Annotated in this window: 17 protein-coding genes; 12 read left to right on the top strand and 5 right to left on the bottom strand. The window is 43.6% G+C overall.

Translation table 11 applies throughout. The features are described from left to right. Positions 1 to 8 precede the first annotated feature (8 nt). Positions 9 to 2,162 carry an ATP-dependent zinc metalloprotease FtsH gene (gene ftsH / locus BXY_RS15015; protein ID WP_008642079.1) on the top strand — a complete coding sequence of 718 codons (2,154 nt, stop codon included), beginning with the start codon at positions 9 to 11 and terminating at the stop codon, positions 2,160 to 2,162. A gap of 16 nt (positions 2,163 to 2,178) precedes the next feature. Further along, positions 2,179 to 3,027 carry a phosphatidate cytidylyltransferase gene (locus tag BXY_RS15010; protein WP_009039035.1) on the top strand — a complete coding sequence of 283 codons (849 nt, stop codon included), beginning with the start codon at positions 2,179 to 2,181 and terminating at the stop codon, positions 3,025 to 3,027. 105 nt (positions 3,028 to 3,132) lie between these two features. Here the strand turns inward: BXY_RS15010 and BXY_RS15005 are convergent, their stop codons facing one another. From BXY_RS15005 to surE, 3 genes are all read right to left on the bottom strand, one after another. Further along, on the bottom strand, positions 3,133 to 3,924 hold the full coding sequence (locus BXY_RS15005; RefSeq protein WP_004315145.1) for a NigD1/NigD2 family lipoprotein: 792 nt from the start codon (positions 3,922 to 3,924) through the stop codon (positions 3,133 to 3,135). A gap of 94 nt (positions 3,925 to 4,018) precedes the next feature. Next, positions 4,019 to 5,155, bottom strand: a complete 1,137-nt coding sequence (gene lpxB / locus BXY_RS15000; RefSeq protein ID WP_015532348.1) for a lipid-A-disaccharide synthase — start codon at positions 5,153 to 5,155, stop codon at positions 4,019 to 4,021. A 92-nt stretch (positions 5,156 to 5,247) separates the two neighbouring features. After that, complete coding sequence (gene surE, locus BXY_RS14995) at positions 5,248 to 6,015, bottom strand: 5'/3'-nucleotidase SurE (protein WP_008776782.1); 768 nt, start codon at positions 6,013 to 6,015, stop codon at positions 5,248 to 5,250. 356 nt (positions 6,016 to 6,371) lie between these two features. Here surE and BXY_RS14990 point away from each other — a divergent pair, with 356 nt between their 5' ends. The 5 genes from BXY_RS14990 (at position 6,372) to BXY_RS14970 (ending at position 12,572) form a co-directional block, all read left to right on the top strand. Beyond that, positions 6,372 to 7,136 (top strand): ParA family protein, encoded by a 765-nt coding sequence (locus tag BXY_RS14990; RefSeq protein WP_004301394.1) that lies wholly within the window; start codon positions 6,372 to 6,374, stop codon positions 7,134 to 7,136. 15 nt (positions 7,137 to 7,151) lie between these two features. Continuing rightward, a complete protein-coding gene (locus tag BXY_RS14985; RefSeq protein ID WP_004301392.1) occupies positions 7,152 to 8,042 on the top strand; it encodes a ParB/RepB/Spo0J family partition protein in 891 nt (296 codons plus the stop codon). Continuing rightward, on the top strand, positions 8,043 to 8,930 hold the full coding sequence (locus tag BXY_RS14980) for a DUF5683 domain-containing protein (protein WP_015532347.1): 888 nt from the start codon (positions 8,043 to 8,045) through the stop codon (positions 8,928 to 8,930). A gap of 33 nt (positions 8,931 to 8,963) precedes the next feature. Beyond that, a complete protein-coding gene (locus tag BXY_RS14975; protein ID WP_015532346.1) occupies positions 8,964 to 10,259 on the top strand; it encodes a lytic transglycosylase domain-containing protein in 1,296 nt (431 codons plus the stop codon). Positions 10,260 to 10,331: 72 nt separating this feature from the next. Next, positions 10,332 to 12,572, top strand: a complete 2,241-nt coding sequence (locus BXY_RS14970) for a RelA/SpoT family protein (protein WP_015532345.1) — start codon at positions 10,332 to 10,334, stop codon at positions 12,570 to 12,572. A gap of 119 nt (positions 12,573 to 12,691) precedes the next feature. On the opposite strand, the gene BXY_RS14965 is transcribed toward BXY_RS14970, so the two are convergent. Together BXY_RS14965 and BXY_RS14960 are read right to left on the bottom strand one after the other, a co-directional pair. Continuing rightward, positions 12,692 to 13,036 carry a MerR family transcriptional regulator gene (locus tag BXY_RS14965; RefSeq protein WP_004301384.1) on the bottom strand — a complete coding sequence of 115 codons (345 nt, stop codon included), beginning with the start codon at positions 13,034 to 13,036 and terminating at the stop codon, positions 12,692 to 12,694. Positions 13,037 to 13,056: 20 nt separating this feature from the next. Then, positions 13,057 to 14,025, bottom strand: coding sequence for a M23 family metallopeptidase (locus BXY_RS14960; protein WP_004315137.1), 969 nt, complete (start codon positions 14,023 to 14,025; stop codon positions 13,057 to 13,059). Positions 14,026 to 14,196: 171 nt separating this feature from the next. Here BXY_RS14960 and alaS point away from each other — a divergent pair, with 171 nt between their 5' ends. The 5 genes from alaS (at position 14,197) to BXY_RS14935 (ending at position 23,555) form a co-directional block, all read left to right on the top strand. Beyond that, positions 14,197 to 16,815, top strand: a complete 2,619-nt coding sequence (alaS, locus tag BXY_RS14955; RefSeq protein ID WP_004315136.1) for an alanine--tRNA ligase — start codon at positions 14,197 to 14,199, stop codon at positions 16,813 to 16,815. Positions 16,816 to 17,339: 524 nt separating this feature from the next. Continuing rightward, the gene (locus BXY_RS14950; protein ID WP_134993107.1) at positions 17,340 to 19,577 is read left to right on the top strand and encodes a GH92 family glycosyl hydrolase; all 2,238 of its coding nucleotides are present in this window, start codon (positions 17,340 to 17,342) and stop codon (positions 19,575 to 19,577) included. Positions 19,578 to 19,604: 27 nt separating this feature from the next. Beyond that, on the top strand, positions 19,605 to 20,162 hold the full coding sequence (locus BXY_RS14945; RefSeq protein WP_004310994.1) for an RNA polymerase sigma-70 factor: 558 nt from the start codon (positions 19,605 to 19,607) through the stop codon (positions 20,160 to 20,162). A gap of 34 nt (positions 20,163 to 20,196) precedes the next feature. Next, positions 20,197 to 21,204 (top strand): FecR family protein, encoded by a 1,008-nt coding sequence (locus BXY_RS14940; protein WP_009039026.1) that lies wholly within the window; start codon positions 20,197 to 20,199, stop codon positions 21,202 to 21,204. 44 nt (positions 21,205 to 21,248) lie between these two features. After that, on the top strand, positions 21,249 to 23,555 hold the full coding sequence (locus BXY_RS14935) for a GH92 family glycosyl hydrolase (RefSeq protein WP_009039025.1): 2,307 nt from the start codon (positions 21,249 to 21,251) through the stop codon (positions 23,553 to 23,555). Positions 23,556 to 23,595 lie beyond the last annotated feature (40 nt).

The raw sequence follows: 23,595 nt of genomic DNA, 5'->3' as shown, positions 1-23,595 counted from the left end.
TAATGATTATGGACAATAATAATAGCAATAATAACAATAGCAATAAACCTAACAATAAGGTTAATATGCCCAAGTTCAACCTGAACTGGATGTATATGATTATTGCCCTTATGCTTCTCGGCCTCTGGTGGGGCAGTGATTCAAAAGGAGCAGGAAGCAAAGCTGTAACTTACAGCGAGTTTCAGGACTATGTAAAAAAGGGTTATGTCAGCAAAGTATTGGGTTATGAAGACAAATCAATCGAAGCTTTCCTCAAACCGACTGCCGTAGGGGCTGTTTTTGGAGCTGACTCTACCAAGGTGGGACGCAACCCTGTCATTACAAGTAGAACCCCGTCTACCGATAAACTGGAAGAGTTTTTGCAGGCAGAAAAGGAAGCCGGTCATTTTGACGGTTCATCCGACTATCCGCCCAAATCGGATATTTTCCCCGCAATTCTGATTCAGGTACTCCCGCTTGTCTTGCTGGTTGCGTTATGGATATTCTTCATGCGCCGTATGAGCGGAGGCGGTAGTGGTGGCCCCGGCGGCGTATTTAATGTAGGAAAATCCAAAGCCCAGCTTTTTGAAAAAGGCGGAGCCATCAAGATTACATTTAAAGATGTAGCGGGACTGGCCGAAGCGAAACAAGAAGTGGAGGAAATCGTAGAGTTCTTAAAGGAACCGCAGAAATATACGGATTTGGGAGGTAAGATACCCAAGGGAGCATTGCTGGTAGGCCCTCCGGGAACCGGTAAAACATTGCTTGCCAAAGCTGTGGCCGGCGAAGCGAATGTGCCTTTCTTCTCATTGGCAGGTTCCGACTTCGTGGAAATGTTTGTGGGTGTAGGTGCATCCCGTGTTCGCGACTTGTTTAAACAGGCTAAAGAAAAAGCTCCCTGTATCGTCTTTATTGATGAGATTGATGCCGTAGGACGTGCTCGTGGCAAGAACCCTGCAATGGGAGGAAATGACGAACGCGAAAACACATTGAACCAGTTGCTGACAGAAATGGACGGCTTCGGTTCCAATAGCGGTGTGATTATCCTTGCTGCTACCAACCGTGTAGACGTACTCGACAAGGCACTGCTCCGTGCAGGACGTTTTGACCGTCAGATACACGTGGATCTGCCCGACTTGAACGAACGTAAAGAAGTATTTGGCGTGCATTTGCGCCCGATTAAAATAGACGATAGTGTAGATGTGGACTTGCTGGCACGTCAGACACCGGGATTCTCGGGTGCGGATATTGCCAATGTCTGCAATGAGGCTGCACTGATCGCTGCCCGCCACGGAAAGAAATTCGTAAGCAAACAGGACTTCCTGGATGCGGTAGACCGCATCATCGGTGGTCTGGAAAAGAAAACCAAGATTACAACGGAAGCAGAAAGACGTTCCATCGCTTTGCATGAAGCAGGACACGCCTCTATCTCCTGGTTGTTGGAATATGCCAACCCATTGATTAAAGTTACAATCGTTCCTCGCGGACGTGCATTAGGAGCTGCCTGGTATCTGCCGGAAGAACGTCAGATCACTACCAAGGAGCAGATGCTGGACGAAATGTGTGCTACTTTGGGAGGACGCGCCGCTGAAGATTTATTCCTCGGCCGCATCTCAACTGGTGCCATGAACGACCTGGAAAGGGTGACTAAGCAGGCATACGGCATGATTGCCTATTTAGGTATGAGCGACAAGCTGCCGAACTTATGTTATTACAACAACGATGAATATTCTTTCAACCGTCCATACAGCGAAAAGACAGCCGAATTGATTGACGAAGAAGTCAAGAGAATGGTGAACGAGCAGTATGACCGTGCCAAGAGAATTCTGTCAGAGAATAAAGAAGGACACAACGAACTGACGCAATTACTGATTGACAAAGAAGTAATCTTCGCGGAAGACGTTGAACGCATCTTTGGTAAACGCCCCTGGGCTTCCCGATCAGAAGAAATCATGGCTGCTAAAGAAAGCCAGGATGCCGCAAGAGCTGAAAGAGAACTTGCCCAAAAGCTGAAAGAAGAAGAAAAGGAAATCAAAGAAGAGGAAGCTGAAAATACCGCAAAGGAAGAACAAGCACCCATAGACACCAAAGTTGCCGCAGAAGGTAAAAAGGTTACTGTGGAGGGCAAAGTTACCGTAGAGGGTAAATCCAATGGGGAAGAACAAGCTAACGGGTCCAACTAATTAAAACGAATAGATTTTGATTAATAATTTCATAAAACGAGCTATTACGGGTGTACTCTTCGTTGCCATCTTGGTGGGGTGCATCCTTTATGACGCATTCAGCTTTGGTATTCTGTTCACCGCTATCAGCGCACTGACTATTTATGAGTTCGGACAGCTGGTAAATATGCGCGCAGAAGGAGTGAAGATAAACAAGACTATTAATATGCTCGGCGGGGCTTACCTATTCCTTGCAATCATGGGATTCTGCATTGATGCAGCCGATTCGAAGATATTCATCCCGTATGTGCTTTTATTGCTTTACATGATGATTAGCGAGTTGTATCTGAAAAAGGAAAACCCGGTACTTAACTGGGCTTATTCTATGCTTAGCCAACTTTATATCGGACTGCCTTTTGCTTTGCTGAATGTATTGGCATTCCATAACGATCCGGGATCAGAATACAGTAGCGTAAGTTACAATCCTATTCTACCGCTATCCATCTTTATTTTCCTCTGGCTGAATGACACGGGAGCCTATTGCATCGGTTCATTGATCGGCAAACACCGGTTGTTTGAACGTATCTCTCCCAAGAAATCATGGGAAGGTTCTATCGGCGGCGGAGTGGTAGCAATCGGAGTATCTTTTATACTCGCTCACTACTTCCCATTTATGTCAATGATTGAATGGGCAGGACTGGCACTGGCGGTTGTTATATTCGGCACATGGGGCGACCTGACGGAGTCGTTATTGAAACGCCAGTTGCACGTTAAGGATTCGGGAACCATTCTTCCGGGACACGGTGGGATGCTCGACCGCTTTGACAGTTCTCTGATGGCTATACCGGCAGCAGTCGTTTATCTATATGCATTAACATGGTTCTAACGGGGATTCTTTCTCAATCGATTAGAACTGAAACAAAATACAAAAGGTCGGGAACTTCTACGGAAGTATCCCGACCTTTTTCACACACAGTAAATCATAGTTAGGTTATCGGATCGAAGAAGTGGAATGAACATCCTTTGCTGCTTCCGGTACACCGACCGGATGATCCAGATCAAGAACAATCACTCTTCCTTCTCCATGTTCTCTTGAGTTTATTGTCACCTTAAACCCTTTGGGTGCTACCCAGGAATCTTTCGGCGTAGGGAAGAACTTTTCCAGATTATAAGAAACTCGTCCCCATCCCCAATAGTCAGTCACATCCTCATACGTATTATAACGCAGTTCCAAATGTATGTAACCATCTTCATCCACATTCAATGTTCCCGGTTCTGACGGTTCGCCCGGCTCTCCCGGTTCCATCTTATTTTGCACAAGACTGATACGATGTTTCTCCGAACGAGGCAACTCCTGGCGGAAAATTACGTTCAAGAACTTTCCTCCCAACCACATATCACCCTGATAAATCAGAATAGGATCATTTCCGAATTCTTCCGCTTCTTCCTCTGTCGACATATCTTCCACTTCTTTTGTCAACAGTTCCTGTATGCCTTCCATCTTCACCTGAACTCCTTTTCCTCCTTCCATGTCATACAAAGGATTGAAAAAAGCCACGACACGTTCACCGTCCACCGGTTTAAACCAAGGAATAGAAGTAGCAACCGGATCAATCACCCCCCAATTATCACCTTCCAAATAATAACCTCCTCCACCGGTTGCACGAACAGTCGCCCAGTCCCAGCTGAAATCTCCAATAGAATAACCATCATCATCACATGATTGCAACATTGGCACTAATGCCAATAATAAGATTCCTAAAAGCCACTTAATTTTTTTCATATCTTTTTCCTTTCTTTATTTTAGTCTTCTGCTTTATAAATAAAAAAGCCGTGCATTTACTGCATCGGCTTTACGTTTATTCAGAAAAAGAAAGTTATTTTTTCAACAAACGCAGCATTTCACGAGCTGCATGACGAGGAGCACCGGCAGGCCCTAACCGTTCGGCTACATATTCATACCCCGAAAGCATCTCATTTCTATACGCTTCATTTTCAATGATATTTCTCAATTCGTTCTGCATATTCTTCACGGTCATCGTATCCGCCACCAGTTCCTTTACCACTTCACGGTCAGCAATCAAATTAACCAACGAAATAAATCTCACAGTTAAGATATGACGCCGCAAAAAAGAAACCACTTTCCCGATCGGAGTGTAATAACAAACCACTTGAGGAACACGAAACAATGCCGTCTCAAGCGTAGCTGTACCCGAAGTAACTAAAGCTACATCTGCATGCTGCAACAGGCTATAAGTCTGATCGAAAATGATTTTCACTTTCGCTTCTCCTACATATTGTTTATAATACTCGGGAGCAATGGCAGGTGCACCGGCCAAGACAAGCTGATAATCAGGAAAAGCGGAAGCAGCCTTCAACATATCCGGCAGATTATCTTTGATTTCCTGTTTCCGGCTACCGGCAAGAAGAGCGATAATCGTCTTATCTTCCAATTGATTCTCTGCAATAAAGTGCTCCTTATTTTTCGGATGAGCTGCCTGATAGGCCGCCACCTCATCCACGGTAGGGTTTCCTACATAGTGAATGGGGTATTGATGCTTTCCTTCAAAGAATTCCACTTCAAAAGGAAGGATGGAGAAAAGCTCATCTACATCTCGTTTTATATTCTTGATACGGTATTCTTTCCACGCCCATATCTTCGGAGAAATATAATAGTAAACCGGTATCTGTGTCTTTGCATGGACAAACTTGGCAATATCAAGATTGAATCCCGGATAATCTACCAGAATAACAACGTCCGGTTCCCAGGAAACAATGTCTTCTTTGCAACGCTTCATATTTGCAAAGATAGTGCGCAGATGGAGTAATACAGGAATAAATCCCATGTATGCCAACTCCTTATAGTGCTTTACCATCGTTCCTCCGACAGCCGCCATCAAGTCACCTCCGAAAAAACGGAAATCAGCCTGCGGGTCTTCTGCCTTTAAGGCAGCCATCAGATGAGAGGCGTGCAAGTCGCCGGAAGCTTCACCGACAATCAGATAATACTTCATTGAGTTGAGAGTTGAGAGTTGAGAGTTGAGAGTTGGTAGGGATAGATGACTAACAGGGCGTCATGCTTTCTTTTTCAACTTTCAAATTTCAACTAATTAAACCATTTATTAAGTTCGTCCATAAAGTGATAAGCCGTCACATCAACCGTAGTCGGGGTGATAGCAACATAACCATTTGCCAAAGCCCAATGATCGTTCTTCTCGTTTTCAGGTTCATGATCGGTAAATTCACCGGTCAGCCAAAAATAGTTAGAATCATTCAGACGAGGGCAGGCAGCCCATTCATTCGTCCAACGTCCTTTCGCCTGTTCACAGATTTTCACTCCTTTTATATCGGCTGTATCGGGGAAGTTTACATTCAGACAAGTTAAAGGAGGAAGTCCTTTTTCCAAGATCATGGCAGCGATATTGCGGATATAAGGTCCGGCAGCTTCAAAATCAGCATCGGGTGCATGATTGCACAAGGAGAAGCCAATAGAAGGAATTCCATTCAAACAGCCCTCAAAAACCACTCCCATCGTACCGGAATAATGCACGTTAGTGGCAGAGTTATCTCCATGATTGATACCGCCGACTATCAGATCCGGAGTCCGGTCGAGCACTGTGTTTCTTGCCAATTTGATGCAATCGGTCGGTGTTCCCGAACATTTATAAACAGTCAAGCCCACTTCCTTCTTTACTAACTGGTAATGAACCGGCTGCGTCACCGTCAGCGCACACCCACTACCGGAACGCGGAGCATCAGGTGCCATCACTATAATCTCACCCAAAGGGCGAAGAAACTTCACCAGTTCATTAATACCTTTAGCCATCACGCCATCGTCATTCGAAACAAGTATCAACGGCTTCTCTTTTTCCATATATTCAATCCTTTCCTTTTTTTATATTCGCACAAAAGTAACAAAAAGAAGCCGTACCACCAAACACCTCCCCGCATCAGATCGAAAACTCTCTTTCACCCCCACTCCTACCCGTTTACAAATCTTAATCTTCTGCAAGCGAGCAAAAAAAGAAATAAATATCCAATATAAATATGTATATTTGCAAGCTCATAAAGAGAAAGGTAGATGATGAACCTGTCGAAGTTTGGTAACCGTTTCGTCCGACAGTTATTAACAAAACAGGCGACTTATCAACAGAAATTGCAAAGTTTCTCTTTTTTCGTAGGCGCTCTAAGGATTTATCACTTATTTCGCTGCCAATAAATTTAGAGAATATGGGAAAAATTATTGCTTTGGCCAATCAAAAAGGCGGTGTAGGAAAGACAACGACTACGATTAATCTCGCAGCTTCACTTGCTACACTGGAAAAAAAGGTACTCGTAGTAGATGCCGACCCGCAAGCTAATGCCTCTTCCGGTCTGGGAGTAGACATCAAGCAGTCGGAATGCACTATCTATGAATGTATTATTGACAGAGCCAACGTACAGGACGCTATCCTTGATACGGAGATTGATTCTTTGAAAGTAATCTCTTCGCACATCAATCTCGTAGGAGCAGAGATTGAAATGCTGAACCTCCCAAACCGAGAAAAGATACTAAAAGAAGTACTCACACCTTTGAAGAAAGAATATGACTATATCCTGATAGACTGTTCGCCTTCATTAGGACTGATCACGATCAATGCCCTGACGGCAGCCGACTCCGTGATTATCCCCGTTCAAGCTGAATATTTTGCTCTTGAAGGTATCAGCAAATTGTTGAATACCATCAAAATCATCAAGTCGAAACTGAATCCGGCTTTAGAAATCGAAGGTTTCTTACTGACAATGTATGACTCTCGTCTGCGTCAGGCTAATCAGATTTACGACGAAGTGAAACGTCATTTCCAGGAACTGGTGTTCAACACCGTTATTCAACGAAATGTGAAATTGAGCGAGGCTCCCAGCTACGGTGTCCCGACCATCCTTTACGATGCGGAATCTACCGGCGCCAAAAACCACCTGGCTCTTGCTAAAGAGATTATCAACCGAAATAAATAAAAGAAAGAAGAAGATATGGCAACACAAAAAAGAAATGCATTAGGACGTGGTCTCGACGCCTTGCTCTCAATGGATGATGTGAAAACCGAAGGGTCTTCTTCCATTAATGAAATAGAGCTGGCAAAGATTACTGTCAATCCCAACCAGCCCCGCCGTGAGTTTGACGAAACAGCATTGCAGGAACTGGCTGATTCCATTGCGGAAATCGGTATCATCCAACCTATTACCTTACGCAAACTCTCGGACGATGAGTATCAGATCATCGCGGGAGAACGTCGTTATCGTGCGTCACAAAGAGCAGGACTGAAAACGATCCCTGCTTATATACGCACTGCCGACGACGAAAACATGATGGAAATGGCGCTGATTGAAAATATCCAGCGTGAAGACCTGAATGCCGTAGAAATCGCACTTGCCTACCAGCATCTGCTCGATCAGTACGAACTGACACAGGAACGTCTTAGCGAACGTATCGGAAAGAAACGAACGACGATCGCCAACTACCTGCGCTTACTGAAATTGCCGGCTCCGATACAGATGGCCCTGCAAAACAAGCAGTTGGACATGGGACATGCCCGTGCACTGATTTCATTAGGCGACCCTAAACTACAAGTTAAAATATTCGAAGAAATACAAGAACACGGATATTCAGTCCGCAAAGTAGAAGAAATTGTTAAATCATTAAGCGAAGGAGAAGCTGTGAAAAGCGGCACACGGAAAATAACACCCAAACGTGGCAAACTTCCTGAAGAATTCAACTTATTGAAGCAACAACTCTCCGGCTTTTTCAACACCAAGGTACAACTCACCTGCTCTGAAAAGGGAAAAGGCAAGATCAGTATTCCTTTCGGGAACGAGGAGGAACTGGAACGTATCATGGAAATCTTCGATACGCTAAAGAAGTAAATGACAAGAAAAAGTAAGAAATATCAGTTACTAGTCAGCGCCCTGCTTCTCTGTTTTTTACAGGTGGCAGGGATTGATGTGTATGCACAATCCACTATTACTCCGGCACGGAAAGATACAACAATCATACAGCGCGAAGCGCCGAAAGCCCGTGCACGAAGGCATCGTGATCCGATTATACAGGACTCGGTGAAGAAGGATTCTATCCAAATCATACCATCCAAAGAACTTCCGGCCATCGACAGTTTGTCAGCTGCTAAAATACAGATAGCGGACAGCTTGGATGCAGCCAACAAGAAAGAGCTGAAAAAGATAGAGCAACCTGCCTCCATTGTTGTAAAGACCGACACTGTGCCGCCACCTGCTCAAGATATTAACAAGAAAATATTTATCCCGAATCCGACCAAAGCAACGTGGTTGGCAGTCGTATTCCCCGGTGGAGGACAGATTTACAACCGTAAATACTGGAAATTACCTATTATATATGGAGGATTTGCTGGTTGTGCTTACGCCTTAAGTTGGAACGGTAAGATGTACAAAGACTATTCGCAAGCCTATCTGGACATTATGGACAGCAATCCGAATACGAAAAGTTACGAAGATTTGTTGCCCCCGAACTCCACTTATAATGAGGAGCAGCTAAAAAACACACTAAAACGAAGAAAAGATATGTTCCGTCGTTATCGGGACCTTAGTATATTTGCTTTTATCGGAGTTTACCTGATCTCTATCATCGACGCTTATGTAGATGCAGAGTTGTCCAACTTCGATATAACCCCCGACTTGAGTATGAAAGTAGAACCGGCTGTTATCGACAATAACAACCAGTTCCGCTCCAGCAGTTTAAAAAGCAAGTCGGTTGGTCTGCAATGCGTATTACGATTTTAAAAACACAATTTAGATTGATCTTATTATTGAAGCATGAAGAAATTAGTTAACTATTGTTCGATTATTTTTCTTTTACTGGTGGCAACGTCGCAGGTAAAAGCGCAAAGTGTAGATGTAGTGATTCGTGAAAATGGAACTGAACGCAAAGAAAGCATCGACCTGCCTAAAAGTATGACATATCCACTTGACAGTCTGTTGAACGACTGGAAAGCCAAAAATTATATTGACTTAGGCAAAGATTGCAGTACAGCTGAAATCAACCCTTTATTCAGCGACTCTGTCTATATCGACCGCTTGTCACGCATTCCGGCTATCATGGAAATGCCTTATAATGATATTATCCGCAAATTCATCGATATGTATGCAGGACGCTTGCGTAATCAGGTTTCTTTCATGTTGAGTGCCTGCAACTTCTATATGCCGATTTTTGAAGAAGCATTGGATGCATACGGACTTCCACTGGAACTTAGATATCTCCCGATTATCGAATCTGCATTAAACCCCTCTGCCGTGTCACGCGCAGGCGCTTCCGGTCTGTGGCAATTTATGATCGGTACAGGTAAGATCTATGGTTTGGAATCAAACAGCCTGGTAGATGAACGACGCGACCCGATTAAAGCAACTTGGGCTGCCGCACGTTATCTCAAAGAAATGTACGATATCTATGGAGACTGGAATCTTGTGATTGCTGCTTATAACTGTGGGCCCGGTACTATCAACAAGGCAATCCGCCGTGCCAATGGCGAAACGGATTACTGGAAAATTTATAATTACCTGCCTAAAGAGACACGTGGTTACGTACCTGCCTTTATCGCCGCTAATTATGTGATGACTTACTATTGTGACCATAATATTTGTCCGATGGAAACAAATATCCCGGCAAGTACCGACACAGTACAAGTGAACAAAAATCTGCACTTCGAACAGATTGCTGATCTTTGCAACGTACCTTTGGATCAAATCAAGAGCTTGAATCCGCAATATAAGAAGCACATGATTCCGGGTGACAGCAAGCCTTATACTTTAAGACTTCCTATCGATGCTATCAGTACCTTTATAGATAAGCAAGACACAATTTACGCACATCGTGCCGACGAATTGTTCCGCAACCGAAAAACCGTTGCAGTAAAGGAAATTACCCCCTCAACCCGCAAAACGACAGCAGCTGTTGCCGGTAAAGGCAAACCGACCTACTACACAATAAAAAGTGGAGACACTTTGTCAACTATCGCCGGAAAGTATGGCGTCACAATTAAGGATATACAAAGGTGGAATGGAATGTCCAACACCAAAATTGCTGCAGGAAAACGATTGAAAATATACAAATAAACAGCTTCCTGCTTGCATCGTTCGGAAATTTGCTTATTTTTGCAGAACTAAGCAAGTGAAAGGATAACAATTATGGATAATCTGCCCCCTAAAGAAATAAGTGATGAAGAGATGATCAATCAGGCGTTCCACGAACTACTGAATGATTATCTCAACACTAAACATCGCAAAAAGGTTGAAATCATTACGAAGGCTTTCAACTTCGCCAATCAGGCGCATAAAGGTATCAAACGTCGTTCGGGCGAACCTTATATTATGCACCCGATTGCCGTTGCAAGTATTGTATGTAATGAGATCGGCCTGGGTTCAACTTCTATATGTGCGGCCTTGTTGCATGATGTAGTAGAAGACACTGATTACACAGTAGAAGACATTGAAAATATCTTTGGCCCGAAGATTGCCCAAATTGTGGACGGACTGACCAAGATATCCGGCGGAATTTTCGGTGACCGTGCTTCAGCACAAGCAGAGAACTTCAAGAAGTTACTGCTCACTATGTCGAACGATATCCGGGTAATTCTTATCAAGATAGCCGACCGTTTGCACAACATGCGTACCCTCGGTTCCATGTTGCCCAACAAGCAATATAAGATTGCAGGCGAAACGCTTTACATCTATGCGCCACTCGCCAACCGCCTGGGTCTCTATAAAATAAAAACAGAGCTTGAGAATCTAAGCTTCAAATATGAACATCCCGAAGAATATGCGGAAATAGAAGAGAAGTTGAATGCCACAGCTGCCGAACGCGACAAAGTTTTCAACGACTTCACTGCTCCTATCCGTACACAGTTGGATAAGATGGGATTAAAATACCGGATACTTGCCCGCGTAAAATCAATCTATTCTATCTGGAACAAAATGCAGACCAAGCATGTTCCTTTTGAAGAAATATTTGATCTACTAGCTGTCCGTATCATCTTCGAGCCACGTAACATAGAAGAAGAACTCAACGACTGTTTCGACATTTACGTTTCCATCTCCAAGATATACAAGCCTCATCCGGACCGTCTGCGCGACTGGGTGAGCCATCCTAAAGCAAATGGTTATCAGGCATTGCATGTCACCCTGATGGGTAATAACGGACAATGGATTGAAGTCCAGATTCGTAGTGAACGAATGAATGACGTTGCCGAACAAGGTTTCGCCGCTCACTGGAAATACAAAGAAGGAGGAGGCAGCGAAGATGAAGGAGAGTTGGAAAAATGGTTGAAAACCATTAAGGAGATATTGGATGATCCGCAACCGGATGCCATTGATTTTCTGGATACCATCAAACTTAATTTATTTGCTTCTGAAATATTCGTATTCACCCCCAAAGGTGAGCTGAAGACTATGCCGCAGAATTCTACGGCTCTCGACTTCGCGTTTTCCCTGCATACGGATATTGGCAGCCATTGTATTGGTGCCAAAGTCAACCACAAATTAGTTCCGTTAAGCCATAAATTGCAAAGTGGTGACCAAGTTGAGATCCTGACTTCAAAATCGCAACGTGTGCAACCGCAATGGGAAGTTTTTGCAACCACTGCCCGTGCCCGTGCCAAGATAGCAGCCATCCTCCGCAAAGAGCGTAAAGCAAACCAGAAGATAGGTGAAGAAATCCTTAACGAGTTTTTGAAAAAAGAGGAAATCCGCCCTGAAGAAACCGTTATTGAGAAGCTGCGCAAACTGCATAATGCCAAGAATGAAGAAGAACTGCTGGCCGCCATTGGCAGCAAAGCAATCGTCTTGGGAGAAGCGGATAAGAATGAACTGAAAGAAAAGCAAACCAGTAACTGGAAGAAATATCTGACTTTCTCTTTCGGCAACAATAAAGAGAAGCAGGAAGAAAAAGAGCCGCAAGAAAAAGAAAAGATCAATCCGAAGCAAGTGCTCAAGCTGACAGAAGAAAGTTTGCAGAAGAAATATATCATGGCCGAATGTTGCCATCCTATTCCCGGTGATGACGTATTGGGATATGTGGATGAAAACGACCGGATCATTATCCACAAACGCCAATGTCCTGTTGCCGCCAAACTGAAGAGCAGTTATGGCAACCGTATATTAGCAACAGAATGGGATACACACAAAGAACTATCTTTCCTGGTATATATATATATAAAAGGTATAGACAGCATGGGACTTTTGAATGAAGTCACCCAGGTTATCTCCAGACAGCTCAATGTAAATATCCGTAAGCTGACCATCGAAACCGAAGATGGTATCTTTGAAGGAAAAATTCAGTTATGGGTACATGACGTGGATGATGTGAAAACCATCTGTAACAATCTGAAGAAAATACAGAATATCAAACAGGTGAGCCGCGTAGAAGAATAGCTTTCAAACGGTAAATAAGAAAACGATGAACGGTGAATAAGTTGCAGTATCATGCAAATTGTTCACCGTTCATTTTGTTATGAGGTTTCTTGGCTATCGAATCCATTATCGATTAGCATTTATTCCCGTCCATCCAATTCGCGTTTAATAGCCAAAAGCTCTTCTTTTATCGCTTTCAGCTTATTTACAATCTCATAATTACGAACCGTAGCTTCTTTATTATCCTTCAAACGTTGCCGGGCACCGGGAAGTGTCATGCCTTTTTCTTTTACCAAATGGTAGATAAGTCCGATCGTTTCTACATCTTCTTTGCGGTACTGACGTATTCCTCTTCCCGCTGTCTTAGGAGAGATTTGCGGAAATTCCTTTTCCCAAAAACGGAGCAATGACGGATTGACTCCGAACATATCGGCAACTTCTCCTATTGAATAATATAGCTTCAATTCTTTGTCTGTATTAAGCATAACACTCCTGTTTTAAGATTTTAATCAAATACTTTACCATGATTGGCTGCCAACTGAATCATCTTTTCATAATCTTCGGCACTCAAATCCATGAAATAATAATTGACCGGATTTACTACCTGCCCTTTCACGTACACTTCATAATGCAAATGCGGGCCGGTACTTTTTCCTGTACTACCCACTTTTCCGATAATCTCACCACGTACCACTTTCTTTCCGACTTTCGTATTAAATCCCTGCAAGTGAGCATACCGAGTAAGATACCCGAAACCATGATCTATCTCAATAGTATTACCGTATCCGGTTTCCCATCCCACTTTCACCACTGTTCCGTTTCCGGTAGCATAAACATCCGTTCCCGGATGAGCAGAGAAGTCCATGCCTGCATGGAACTTTGTCGTACCATAAATAGGGTCAATACGTGTACCATAACCGGATGCTGTCTGACGAAGATCTTTATTCGAAATAGGCTGTATGGCCGGAATACATTTCAGCATCTCATCGTGGTTCTTACACATATCAATCACATCATCGAAAGATTTCGACTGGATATAAAGCCTTTTGGAAAGCACGTCCAACTTTTGAGTCGTATTCACCACCAGCTTGGCATTCGCCAAATCCATCAGTTCTTCGTAACGGTTCGTCCCGCCATAACCTGCCTGACGAATAGCCGGAGAAACAGGATCTGCCTGTAAAATCACCCGATACAGATTATCGTCACGTTGCTGAATATCCTGAAGCACCCCCATAGCGTCGTCCAAACGCCGGGAAAGCACATTGTACTGCGCCAAAAGACGGCTGTTTTCAATTCTTAATTCCTTCTCCGACGGAGAACCAAAAATCAAAAGCAATACAATAAAGCAACCTGCTCCCAACCCCATTCCATAGAAAAGCCGACGCAGGATACTAAGCGCACGCTGCCGTACAGTAGGGTAAATTCGATCATAAGTCTGGGTCTGTGGATTATAGATGTAGTATACTTTGCGCATCTTTTTGGAAATATTTCGCTTGTTAATACGGCAAAAGTAATAAAAACAAGCTATCTTTGCACAGTTTTTACGAATTTATGAGTTGTGATTTATGATTTATTGGGGATTCCTCCCCTCTCTCATATCCCACAGCCCATAATTCATAATTCATAAATCATAATTCTTCATTATATGTTGACTGCAAAAGAGATCAGAGATTCATTCAAGAATTTCTTTGAGTCGAAAGGACACCACATCGTTCCCTCGGCTCCGATGGTGATTAAAGATGACCCTACCCTGATGTTTACGAACGCGGGTATGAACCAGTTTAAAGATATTATTTTGGGTAACCATCCGGCGAAATACCAAAGAGTCGCGGACTCGCAAAAATGTTTGCGTGTAAGCGGAAAGCATAATGACCTGGAAGAAGTAGGACACGATACGTACCACCACACCATGTTTGAAATGCTTGGTAACTGGTCGTTCGGCGATTACTTCAAGAAAGAAGCGATCAGCTGGGCATGGGAATATCTGGTAGAAGTCTTGAAACTGAATCCGGAACATCTCTATGCAACCGTATTTGAAGGAAGTCCTGAAGAAGGATTGAGCCGTGACGACGAAGCTGCTTCCTATTGGGAACAGTTCTTGCCGAAAGATCACATCATCAACGGTAACAAACACGACAACTTCTGGGAAATGGGTGATACAGGACCTTGCGGACCTTGTTCCGAAATCCATATCGACCTCCGTCCTGCTGAAGAACGTGCCAAGATCTCCGGTCGCGACCTCGTGAACCACGATCACCCGCAGGTAATTGAAATCTGGAACCTCGTGTTCATGCAATACAACCGCAAAGCAGACGGCAGTCTTGAGCCGCTTCCTGCCAAGGTTATTGATACCGGTATGGGATTCGAACGTCTTTGTATGGCTCTGCAAGGCAAAACATCCAACTACGACACAGACGTATTCCAGCCAATGTTGAAAGCTATTGCAGCAATGTCGGGTACAGAATATGGAAAAGACAAGCAACAAGATATTGCTATGCGTGTGATTGCCGACCATATCCGTACCATTGCATTCTCAATCACAGATGGCCAGTTGCCGTCTAATGCAAAGGCAGGTTATGTGATCCGCCGTATCCTTCGCCGTGCTGTTCGTTACGGATATACTTTCCTCGGACAGAAACAGGCATTTATGTATAAGTTGCTTCCTGTATTGATTGATAACATGGGAGAGGCTTATCCTGAACTAGTTGCACAAAAGACACTGATTGAAAAAGTAATCAAGGAAGAAGAAGAATCATTCCTCCGCACTTTAGAAACTGGTATCCGTTTATTGGATAAGACAATGGAAGATACCAAAGCCAATGGAAAAACTGAAATCAGCGGTAAAGATGCCTTTACTTTGTATGATACATTCGGTTTCCCGCTCGACTTGACAGAGCTGATTCTCCGTGAAAACGGAATGACTGTCAACATTGAAGAGTTCAATGAAGAAATGCAGCAACAGAAACAGCGTGCACGTAATGCTGCCGCCATCGAAACTGGTGACTGGATTGTACTGAAAGAAGGAACTACTGAATTCGTTGGTTACGATTACACTGAATACGAGGCTTCTATCCTTCGTTACCGTCAGATCAAACAAAAGAACCAGACATTGTATCAGATTGTACTCGACTATACTCCGTTCTATGCAGAAAGTGGTGGTCAGGTAGGTGATACAGGTGTATTGGTGAGCGAGTTCGAGACGATTGAAGTGGTCGACACAAAGAAAGAGAATAATCTTCCGATACATATTACCAAAAAGTTACCCGAACATCCGGAAGCTCCGATGATGGCTTGTGTAGATACTGACAAACGCGCTGCCTGCGCAGCTAATCACTCGGCGACTCACTTGCTGGATGCTGCTTTACGTGAAGTATTGGGTGAACACATCGAACAGAAAGGTTCATTGGTTACACCGGATTCATTGCGTTTCGACTTCTCTCACTTCCAGAAAGTGACCGATGAAGAAATCCGTAAAGTTGAACATATCGTCAATGCAAGAATCCGCGCTAATATCCCATTGAAAGAATATCGCAATATTCCTATCGAGGAAGCTAAGGAGTTGGGAGCTATCGCTCTCTTTGGTGAAAAGTATGGCGACAGAGTTCGTGTGATCCAGTTCGGTACTTCTATCGAGTTCTGCGGTGGTACACACGTAGCTGCAACCGGAAATATCGGTATGGTGAAAATCATCTCCGAAAGTTCTGTTGCTGCCGGCGTTCGCCGTATTGAAGCTTATACCGGAGCACGCGTGGAAGAAATGCTGGATACGATACAAGATACACTTAGCGACTTGAAGGCTCTCTTTAACAATGCTCCTGACTTGAGAATTGCAATCCGTAAATATCTGGATGAAAATGCAGGATTGAAAAAGCAGGTAGAAGACTTCATGAAAGAGAAAGAAGCAGCTTTGAAGGAAAGACTACTGAAAAATGTACAAGAGATCCACGGTATCAAAGTAATCAAGTTCTGTGCCCCACTACCGGCAGAAGTAGTGAAGAATATCGCTTTCCAACTTCGGGGTGAAATCACAGAAAACTTGTTCTTCGTAGCCGGAAGTACAGACAATGGCAAACCGATGCTGACAGTAATGCTTAGCGATAATTTGGTTGCTGGTGGTCTGAAAGCTGGTAATCTGGTAAAAGAGGCTGCCAAACTGATTCAAGGTGGCGGCGGTGGCCAACCTCACTTCGCTACTGCAGGAGGCAAAAATGCTGATGGACTACCGGCAGCAGTTGAAAAAGTACTGGAGCTGGCAGGAATCTAAGAATAAATAAAAGAGGCTGTCTAACAGGCCCCGAAAAAAAGAAATCACCCCTGTCAGAGTTTGTTCTGATAGGGGTGAAATCGTTAAAAAGAGACTTATAGACAACCTCTTTTACGTAAAGACTTAAAATTAGACGCGTCTGAATAAATACATAAGAAACTCCCTATTAATGTAGAAAAAAAATAGTGACGGTATATGCACAGGATAGTGACGGTATCGCTGGCATATAGCGTCACTATTTGCATCGGATAGCGTCACTATTTTACAGAAGGGAATTCACCAACAACAATTTCGGCTTGAATCCCCTTTTGAATCCCCTATAAAAGCATCGGGGAAGGATATTTCCTACCCTCCCCCCAAAACCAACAAACCCGGTAAAAAATAGAAGTCTATTTGTCTCTTTCTAAAAATATTAGCTTATAATTTAGGCTTGTCACAGTTTTTTTCTACCTTTGTGACCAGATTAATTATTTTTCTTATCCTTCAAATAAATAAAATAAGTAATCACTAATACCTAAAGAATGATGAGAACACCTGCTTATCTATGCCTGCTGTTAACCTGCATGCTCATTTCTTGTACCCCTACGCAAGAGAAACACGAAATAGATTACACATCTTATGTAAATCCATTTATCGGAACAGACTTCACTGGAAACACTTATCCTGGTGCCCAAGCTCCTTTCGGCATGGTGCAACTTAGCCCGGACAACGGACTCCCCGGATGGGACCGTATCTCTGGTTATTTCTATCCGGATAGTACGATTGCCGGTTTCAGCCACACGCATCTTTCCGGCACTGGAGCGGGAGATTTGTATGACATCTCTTTCATGCCTGTCACTCTTCCCTACAAAGAAGCGGAAGCACCGCTTGGCATCCATTCTAAATTCTCCCACAAAGATGAAAGTGCTCATGCCGGTTATTATCAAGTACGCCTGACTGATTATAACATCAACGTCGAACTGACTGCCACCGAGCGTTGTGGTATCCAACGTTATACGTTTCCGGAAGCCCAATCTGCTATCTTCTTAAATCTGAAGAAAGCCATGAACTGGGATTTTACCAACGATTCTCATATCGAAGTCGTAGACTCCGTCACCATTCAAGGTTACCGTTTCTCCGACGGCTGGGCACGCGATCAACACATCTATTTCCGCACCCGATTCTCCAAGCCTTTTGAGAAAATGGAACTGGACACAACTGCCATCATCAAAGACAATAAACGTATCGGCACAGCTGTTATCGCCCGCTTCGATTTCAACACCCAAAAGGATGAACAGATATTGGTAAACACTGCCATTTCCGGTGTCAGCATGGAAGGAGCAGCCAAAAACCTGCAAGCTGAAGTCCCCGAAAATAACTTCGACAAATACTTGGCGGAAACAAAAGCAAACTGGAACCGCCAGCTCGGAAAGATTGAAATAAAAGGTGATAATGAGAACGATAAAGTGAACTTCTACACCGCTCTCTATCACTCAATGATTGCTCCAACTATTTACAGTGATGTAGACGGAGCTTACTACGGTCCCGATAAGAAAGTACACCAAGCCGACGGCTGGATTAATTATAGCACTTTCTCCTTATGGGATACATACCGTGCCGCCCACCCGCTCTTTACTTATACCGAACCCGAGCGTGTCAACGACATGGTGAAATCCTTCATCGCCTTCTACGAACAGAATGGCCGTCTGCCAGTGTGGAACTTCTACGGAAGTGAAACAGACATGATGATCGGTTATCATGCTGTTCCTGTTATTGTAGACGCCTATCTGAAAGGAATCGGCGACTTCGACGCAAAGAAAGCCTTGGATGCTTGCATAGCAACGGCTAATCTGGATAATTACCGCGGCATCGGACTCTACAAAGAATTAGGATACATACCTTACAACGTAACAGACCACTACAACGCAGAAAACTGGTCGTTATCCAAAACACTGGAATACGCTTTCGATGACTATTGCATTGCCGAAATGGCGAAGAAGATGGGCAAACAAGACATTGCGGACGAATTTTATAAACGTTCTCAAAATTACAAGAATGTTTATAACCCCGCCACTTCTTTCATGCAGCCACGTGACGACAAAGGCACCTTTATCAAGGACTTCAAAGCCGATGACTATACACCACACATTTGCGAAAGTAACGGATGGCAATACTTTTGGTCTGTTCAGCATGACATTAACGGACTGATCGACCTTGTAGGAGGTAAAAACCGATTTGCCGAAAAACTGGACAGTATGTTCACCTATCATCCAGCAGCAGATGACGAACTACCTATCTTCAGCACGGGCATGATAGGACAATATGCGCATGGCAATGAACCGAGCCATCATGTTATTTATCTGTTCAATGCTATAGGACACGAAAATCGCACACAAGAATATGTGGCCAAAGTGATGAACGAGCTCTACAAAAACGAACCAGCCGGTCTTTGTGGCAACGAAGATTGCGGACAGATGTCAGCATGGTATGTATTCAGTGCGATGGGATTCTACCCCGTCAATCCCGTCAGTGGAAAATACGAGATAGGTACTCCCCTATTCCCGGAAATGCAATTACATCTGGCGAATGGAAAAACTTTCACCGTACTGGCCCCCAAAGTGAACAAAGAAAATATCTATATCCAATCCATCAAAATAGATGGAGAACCGTATGACAAAACGTATCTTACTCACGAGCAAATCATGAGTGGAGCAACTGTCGAATTCGAAATGAGTAACACCCCTAAAGCAATTGGAGTCATATTCGAAGAAAATAACCCATAAGCCAAACCTGAACAACCAATTGAGAGAATGAACGAAAACTTCGATATAACCTATAAAGCACTATTTCGCCGGTACTACCCCAGCCTGATTTTCTATGCTACCCGTCTGGTGGGAGAAGAAGAAGCAGAGGATGTAGTGCAGGACGTATTTGTAGAATTATGGAAGCGGAAAGACCACATAGAGATAGGCGACCAAATCCAGGCCTTTCTCTATCGTGCCGTTTACACCCGTGCCCTTAACGTCTTGAAACACCGCAGTGTGGAAGAAGGTTATTGTGTTGCCATGGAAGAAATCAACCAAAGACGCGCAGAATTCTATCAACCGGACAACAACGAAGTGATTCGGAGGATCGAAGACAAGGAACTCCGCAAGGAAATTCATGATGCAATTAATGAACTCCCTGACAAATGCAAAGAGGTTTTCAAACTTAGCTATCTGCATGATATGAAAAACAAGGAAATAGCCGATATTCTCGGAGTTTCACTCCGCACGGTGGAAGCCCATATGTATAAGGCTTTAAAATACTTGCGTGGCCGACTTGATCCTCTTTGGACGATTCTTTTCTTATTTTTATGGCGATTATAATAAGTGTTTTTGCGTTTTGAATTGTATTACTAATATGAAGGAAAAGAAAATGAGTAATCTGAGTGAAGAAATAATAAACAGATATCTGACAGGACAGTGTTCTGAAGAAGAGCTTATCGAGGTTAATGCCTGGATGAAGGAATCGGAAGAAAATGCCCGCCAGCTCTTTCGTATGGAAGAAATCTATCATTTGGGTAAATTCGACCAGTACACTGATGAACAACGGATACTTCGTGCGGAAAAACAACTCTATAAAAAGCTGGACGAAGAGAAAGGTAAACAGAGCAAAATACTAAGCATGCATCGCTGGATGAAATATGCCGCAGTGATTGCTGTAATGTTGGTCATGGGTGGTGGAGTCGGATATTGGTTCTATCAAAGCGGAAACAATCAACAAATGATGGTTGCAGTAGCCAGCGAAGGCATTGTTAAGGAGGTAGTCTTACCGGATGGCAGCAAGGTTTGGCTGAACAATGCAGCAACCTTGAAATATCCACGTGAGTTCTCCGAAAAGGAACGCAATGTCTACCTGGAAGGAGAAGCTTATTTTGAGGTCACCAGAAACCGCCATAAGCCATTCACCGTTCAAAGTGATGCAATACGCGTACGCGTATTGGGAACTACGTTCAATTTAAAATCCAATAAACGTTGCCGAATAGCAGAGGCGACACTTATTGAAGGTGAGATTGAAGTAAAAGGCAATAAGGAAGAGGGGCAGATTATCCTCACTCCGGGGCAACGTGCGGAACTGAACAAAAATAATGGACGATTGACCGTGAAACAAGTGGATGCCAAGTTGGATGCTGTTTGGCACGATAATCTGATTCCATTCCAAAAAGCAGATATCTTCACCATCACCAAAGCGCTGGAGCGTTTCTATGATGTGAAAATCATTCTGTCTCCTGACATTCAGACGGGTAAAACTTACTCCGGTGTACTGAAAAGGAAATCGAATATCGAGTCAGTGTTAAAATCATTGCAAAACTCTATACCTATTGATTATAAAATTGTCGGAAACAATATCTTCATTTCTCCCAAATAAGAAGTAAAAGATGAACCGGATAAAACTTAAAAGCTATTAATACCATGAAATTAAAAACATTCCTAATAGTAGAATGTTTAGGAGGTTTATTCACACTTAGCTCCTGCACAGCCCCCACTAATGTAAAAGACTATAGTGCTTACGTCAACCCTTTCATCGGTACCGGTGGACATGGTCATACCTTCCCCGGAGCGGTAGTTCCCCACGGGATGATTCAGCCCAGTCCGGACACCCGGATCGATGGTTGGGATGCCTGTTCCGGTTATTATTATGCCGACTCTACCATCAATGGCTTCTCACACACACACGTCAGCGGTACAGGTTGTTGCGACTATGGAGATGTCTTGCTCATGCCAACTGTGGGTAAACAACAATATCGTACAACCGATCCCCAAAGCCAACGCCTAGCATACGCTTCCTCTTTCTCACATAAGAATGAAATCGCAGAACCAGGATATTATTCTGTCTTTCTTGATACTTACCAGGTGAAAGCTGAAATTTCATCCACCAAACGAGGAGCAATCCATCGCTATACTTTTCCCGAAAACGCCGAATCCGGGTTTATCATCGACCTAGATTACAGCCTGCAACGACAGACTAACTCCGAGATGGAAATAGAAGTAATAAGCGATACGGAAATCTGTGGACATAAGAAAACAACTTATTGGGCTTTCGACCAATATATCAACTTCTACGCTAAATTTTCCAAACCATTCTCTTATACGCTCGTTACGGATTCTATCACCATGGACAATGGCAAACGGCTTCCTGTCTGCAAAGCATTATTGCATTTCAACACCAGTAAAGACGAGCAGGTTCTTGTTAAAGTAGGTGTGTCCGCTGTCGATATTGCCGGTGCACGGAAGAACGTTGAATCAGAAATTCCCGGATGGGATTTCGAGAAAGTACGTAAAGACGCACGTACGGCATGGAATGAATATCTTTCCAAAATTGATATTACAACTTCCGATAAAGAAGATAAAGCCATCTTCTACACGGCCCTCTATCATACGGGAATCAGTCCAAATCTGTTCACTGATGCAGACGGACGTTATTTAGGAATGGATCTTGAAGTGCATCAAGGAGACACCCTTAATCCGATATACACTGTTTTTTCTTTATGGGATACTTTCCGTGCGCTACATCCGCTAATGACTATCATTGATCCTGATCTGAATAATCACTTTATCAATTCGTTAATTAAAAAGCATCAGGAAGGTGGAATATACCCCATGTGGGACTTGGCTTCCAATTACACCGGCACTATGATTGGTTATCATGCTGTTCCGGTCATCGTGGATGCCTACATGAAAGGGTATCGCAATTTTGATGCCAAAGAGGCTTATAAAGCCTGCCTGCGTGCCGCCGAATATGACACTACCGGCATCAAATGTCCGGATTTGGTATTGCCTCATCTCATGCCTAAAGCAAAATATTATAAGAATGCCATCGGATATATCCCTTGTGACCGCGAAAACGAATCAGTGGCCAAAGCGTTAGAATATGCGTATGATGACTGGTGTATCTCTATCTTTGCAGAAGCGATGAGTGATTTTGAATCCAAAGCAAAGTATGAACGCTTCGCCAAGGCTTACGAATTCTATTTCGACAAATCAATCCGCTTCATGCGTGGATTAGATTCAAAAGGTGAATGGCGTACTCCATTCAATCCGCGTGCATCTACTCACCGCAGCGATGATTATTGTGAAGGAACAGCTTGGCAATGGACTTGGTTTGTGCCGCATGATGTAGAAGGATTAGTCAATCTGATGGGTGGAGAAGATGCTTTTGTCCAGAAACTCGATTCCTTATTCTCGGCCGATTCATCACTTGAAGGTGAGACAACCTCATCAGATATCAGCGGACTGATCGGGCAATATGCACATGGAAACGAACCAAGTCACCATGTGATCCATCTATATAACTACGTTAACCATCCTTGGAGGACTCAAGAGTTGGTGGATAGCGTTTACCGGAGCCAGTATACCAACAGTATAGACGGTCTTTCGGGCAATGAGGACTGCGGTCAGATGTCTGCCTGGTATATACTCAACTCTATGGGATTCTATCAGGTATGTCCCGGCAAGCCGGTATATTCCATCGGACGTCCTGCCTTCGACAAAGCAGTTATCAATCTGCCTGAAGGAAAGACTTTCAGTATTGTAGTCAAGAATAATGGAAAAAAGAATAAATACATTGAAAGTGTATTGCTGAACGGTAAAGCTCTAAACATTCCATTCTTTAACCATCAGGATATTGCGAATGGAGGAATGATGGAAATCAAGATGACCGATCATCCTACGAAATGGGGAGTCCTCTCTCCGGCTCTCTCCTCCAAAGAAGAGGAATGAGTTGGTACTAGCTGTTCAAATTGAATAAAAAAAACAAAAC

It is taken from the genome of Bacteroides xylanisolvens XB1A (assembly GCF_000210075.1).
Classification (GTDB): domain Bacteria; phylum Bacteroidota; class Bacteroidia; order Bacteroidales; family Bacteroidaceae; genus Bacteroides; species Bacteroides xylanisolvens.
Note: the sequence above shows the minus strand (reverse complement) of the source record. Positions and strands in the feature narration are given on the sequence as shown.

Excerpts from the sequence above, each read along its gene's own strand:
- ftsH (WP_008642079.1), top strand. The coding sequence starts at position 9 with ATGGACAATAATAATAGCAATAATAACAATAGCAATAAACCTAACAAT.
- BXY_RS15005 (WP_004315145.1), bottom strand. The coding sequence starts at position 3,924 with ATGAAAAAAATTAAGTGGCTTTTAGGAATCTTATTATTGGCATTAGTG.
- lpxB (WP_015532348.1), bottom strand. The coding sequence starts at position 5,155 with ATGAAGTATTATCTGATTGTCGGTGAAGCTTCCGGCGACTTGCACGCC.
- surE (WP_008776782.1), bottom strand. The coding sequence starts at position 6,015 with ATGGAAAAAGAGAAGCCGTTGATACTTGTTTCGAATGACGATGGCGTG.
- BXY_RS14990 (WP_004301394.1), top strand. The coding sequence starts at position 6,372 with ATGGGAAAAATTATTGCTTTGGCCAATCAAAAAGGCGGTGTAGGAAAG.
- BXY_RS14985 (WP_004301392.1), top strand. The coding sequence starts at position 7,152 with ATGGCAACACAAAAAAGAAATGCATTAGGACGTGGTCTCGACGCCTTG.
- BXY_RS14980 (WP_015532347.1), top strand. The coding sequence starts at position 8,043 with ATGACAAGAAAAAGTAAGAAATATCAGTTACTAGTCAGCGCCCTGCTT.
- BXY_RS14975 (WP_015532346.1), top strand. The coding sequence starts at position 8,964 with ATGAAGAAATTAGTTAACTATTGTTCGATTATTTTTCTTTTACTGGTG.
- BXY_RS14970 (WP_015532345.1), top strand. The coding sequence starts at position 10,332 with ATGGATAATCTGCCCCCTAAAGAAATAAGTGATGAAGAGATGATCAAT.
- BXY_RS14965 (WP_004301384.1), bottom strand. The coding sequence starts at position 13,036 with ATGCTTAATACAGACAAAGAATTGAAGCTATATTATTCAATAGGAGAA.
- BXY_RS14960 (WP_004315137.1), bottom strand. The coding sequence starts at position 14,025 with ATGCGCAAAGTATACTACATCTATAATCCACAGACCCAGACTTATGAT.
- alaS (WP_004315136.1), top strand. The coding sequence starts at position 14,197 with ATGTTGACTGCAAAAGAGATCAGAGATTCATTCAAGAATTTCTTTGAG.
- BXY_RS14950 (WP_134993107.1), top strand. The coding sequence starts at position 17,340 with ATGAGAACACCTGCTTATCTATGCCTGCTGTTAACCTGCATGCTCATT.
- BXY_RS14945 (WP_004310994.1), top strand. The coding sequence starts at position 19,605 with ATGAACGAAAACTTCGATATAACCTATAAAGCACTATTTCGCCGGTAC.
- BXY_RS14940 (WP_009039026.1), top strand. The coding sequence starts at position 20,197 with ATGAAGGAAAAGAAAATGAGTAATCTGAGTGAAGAAATAATAAACAGA.
- BXY_RS14935 (WP_009039025.1), top strand. The coding sequence starts at position 21,249 with ATGAAATTAAAAACATTCCTAATAGTAGAATGTTTAGGAGGTTTATTC.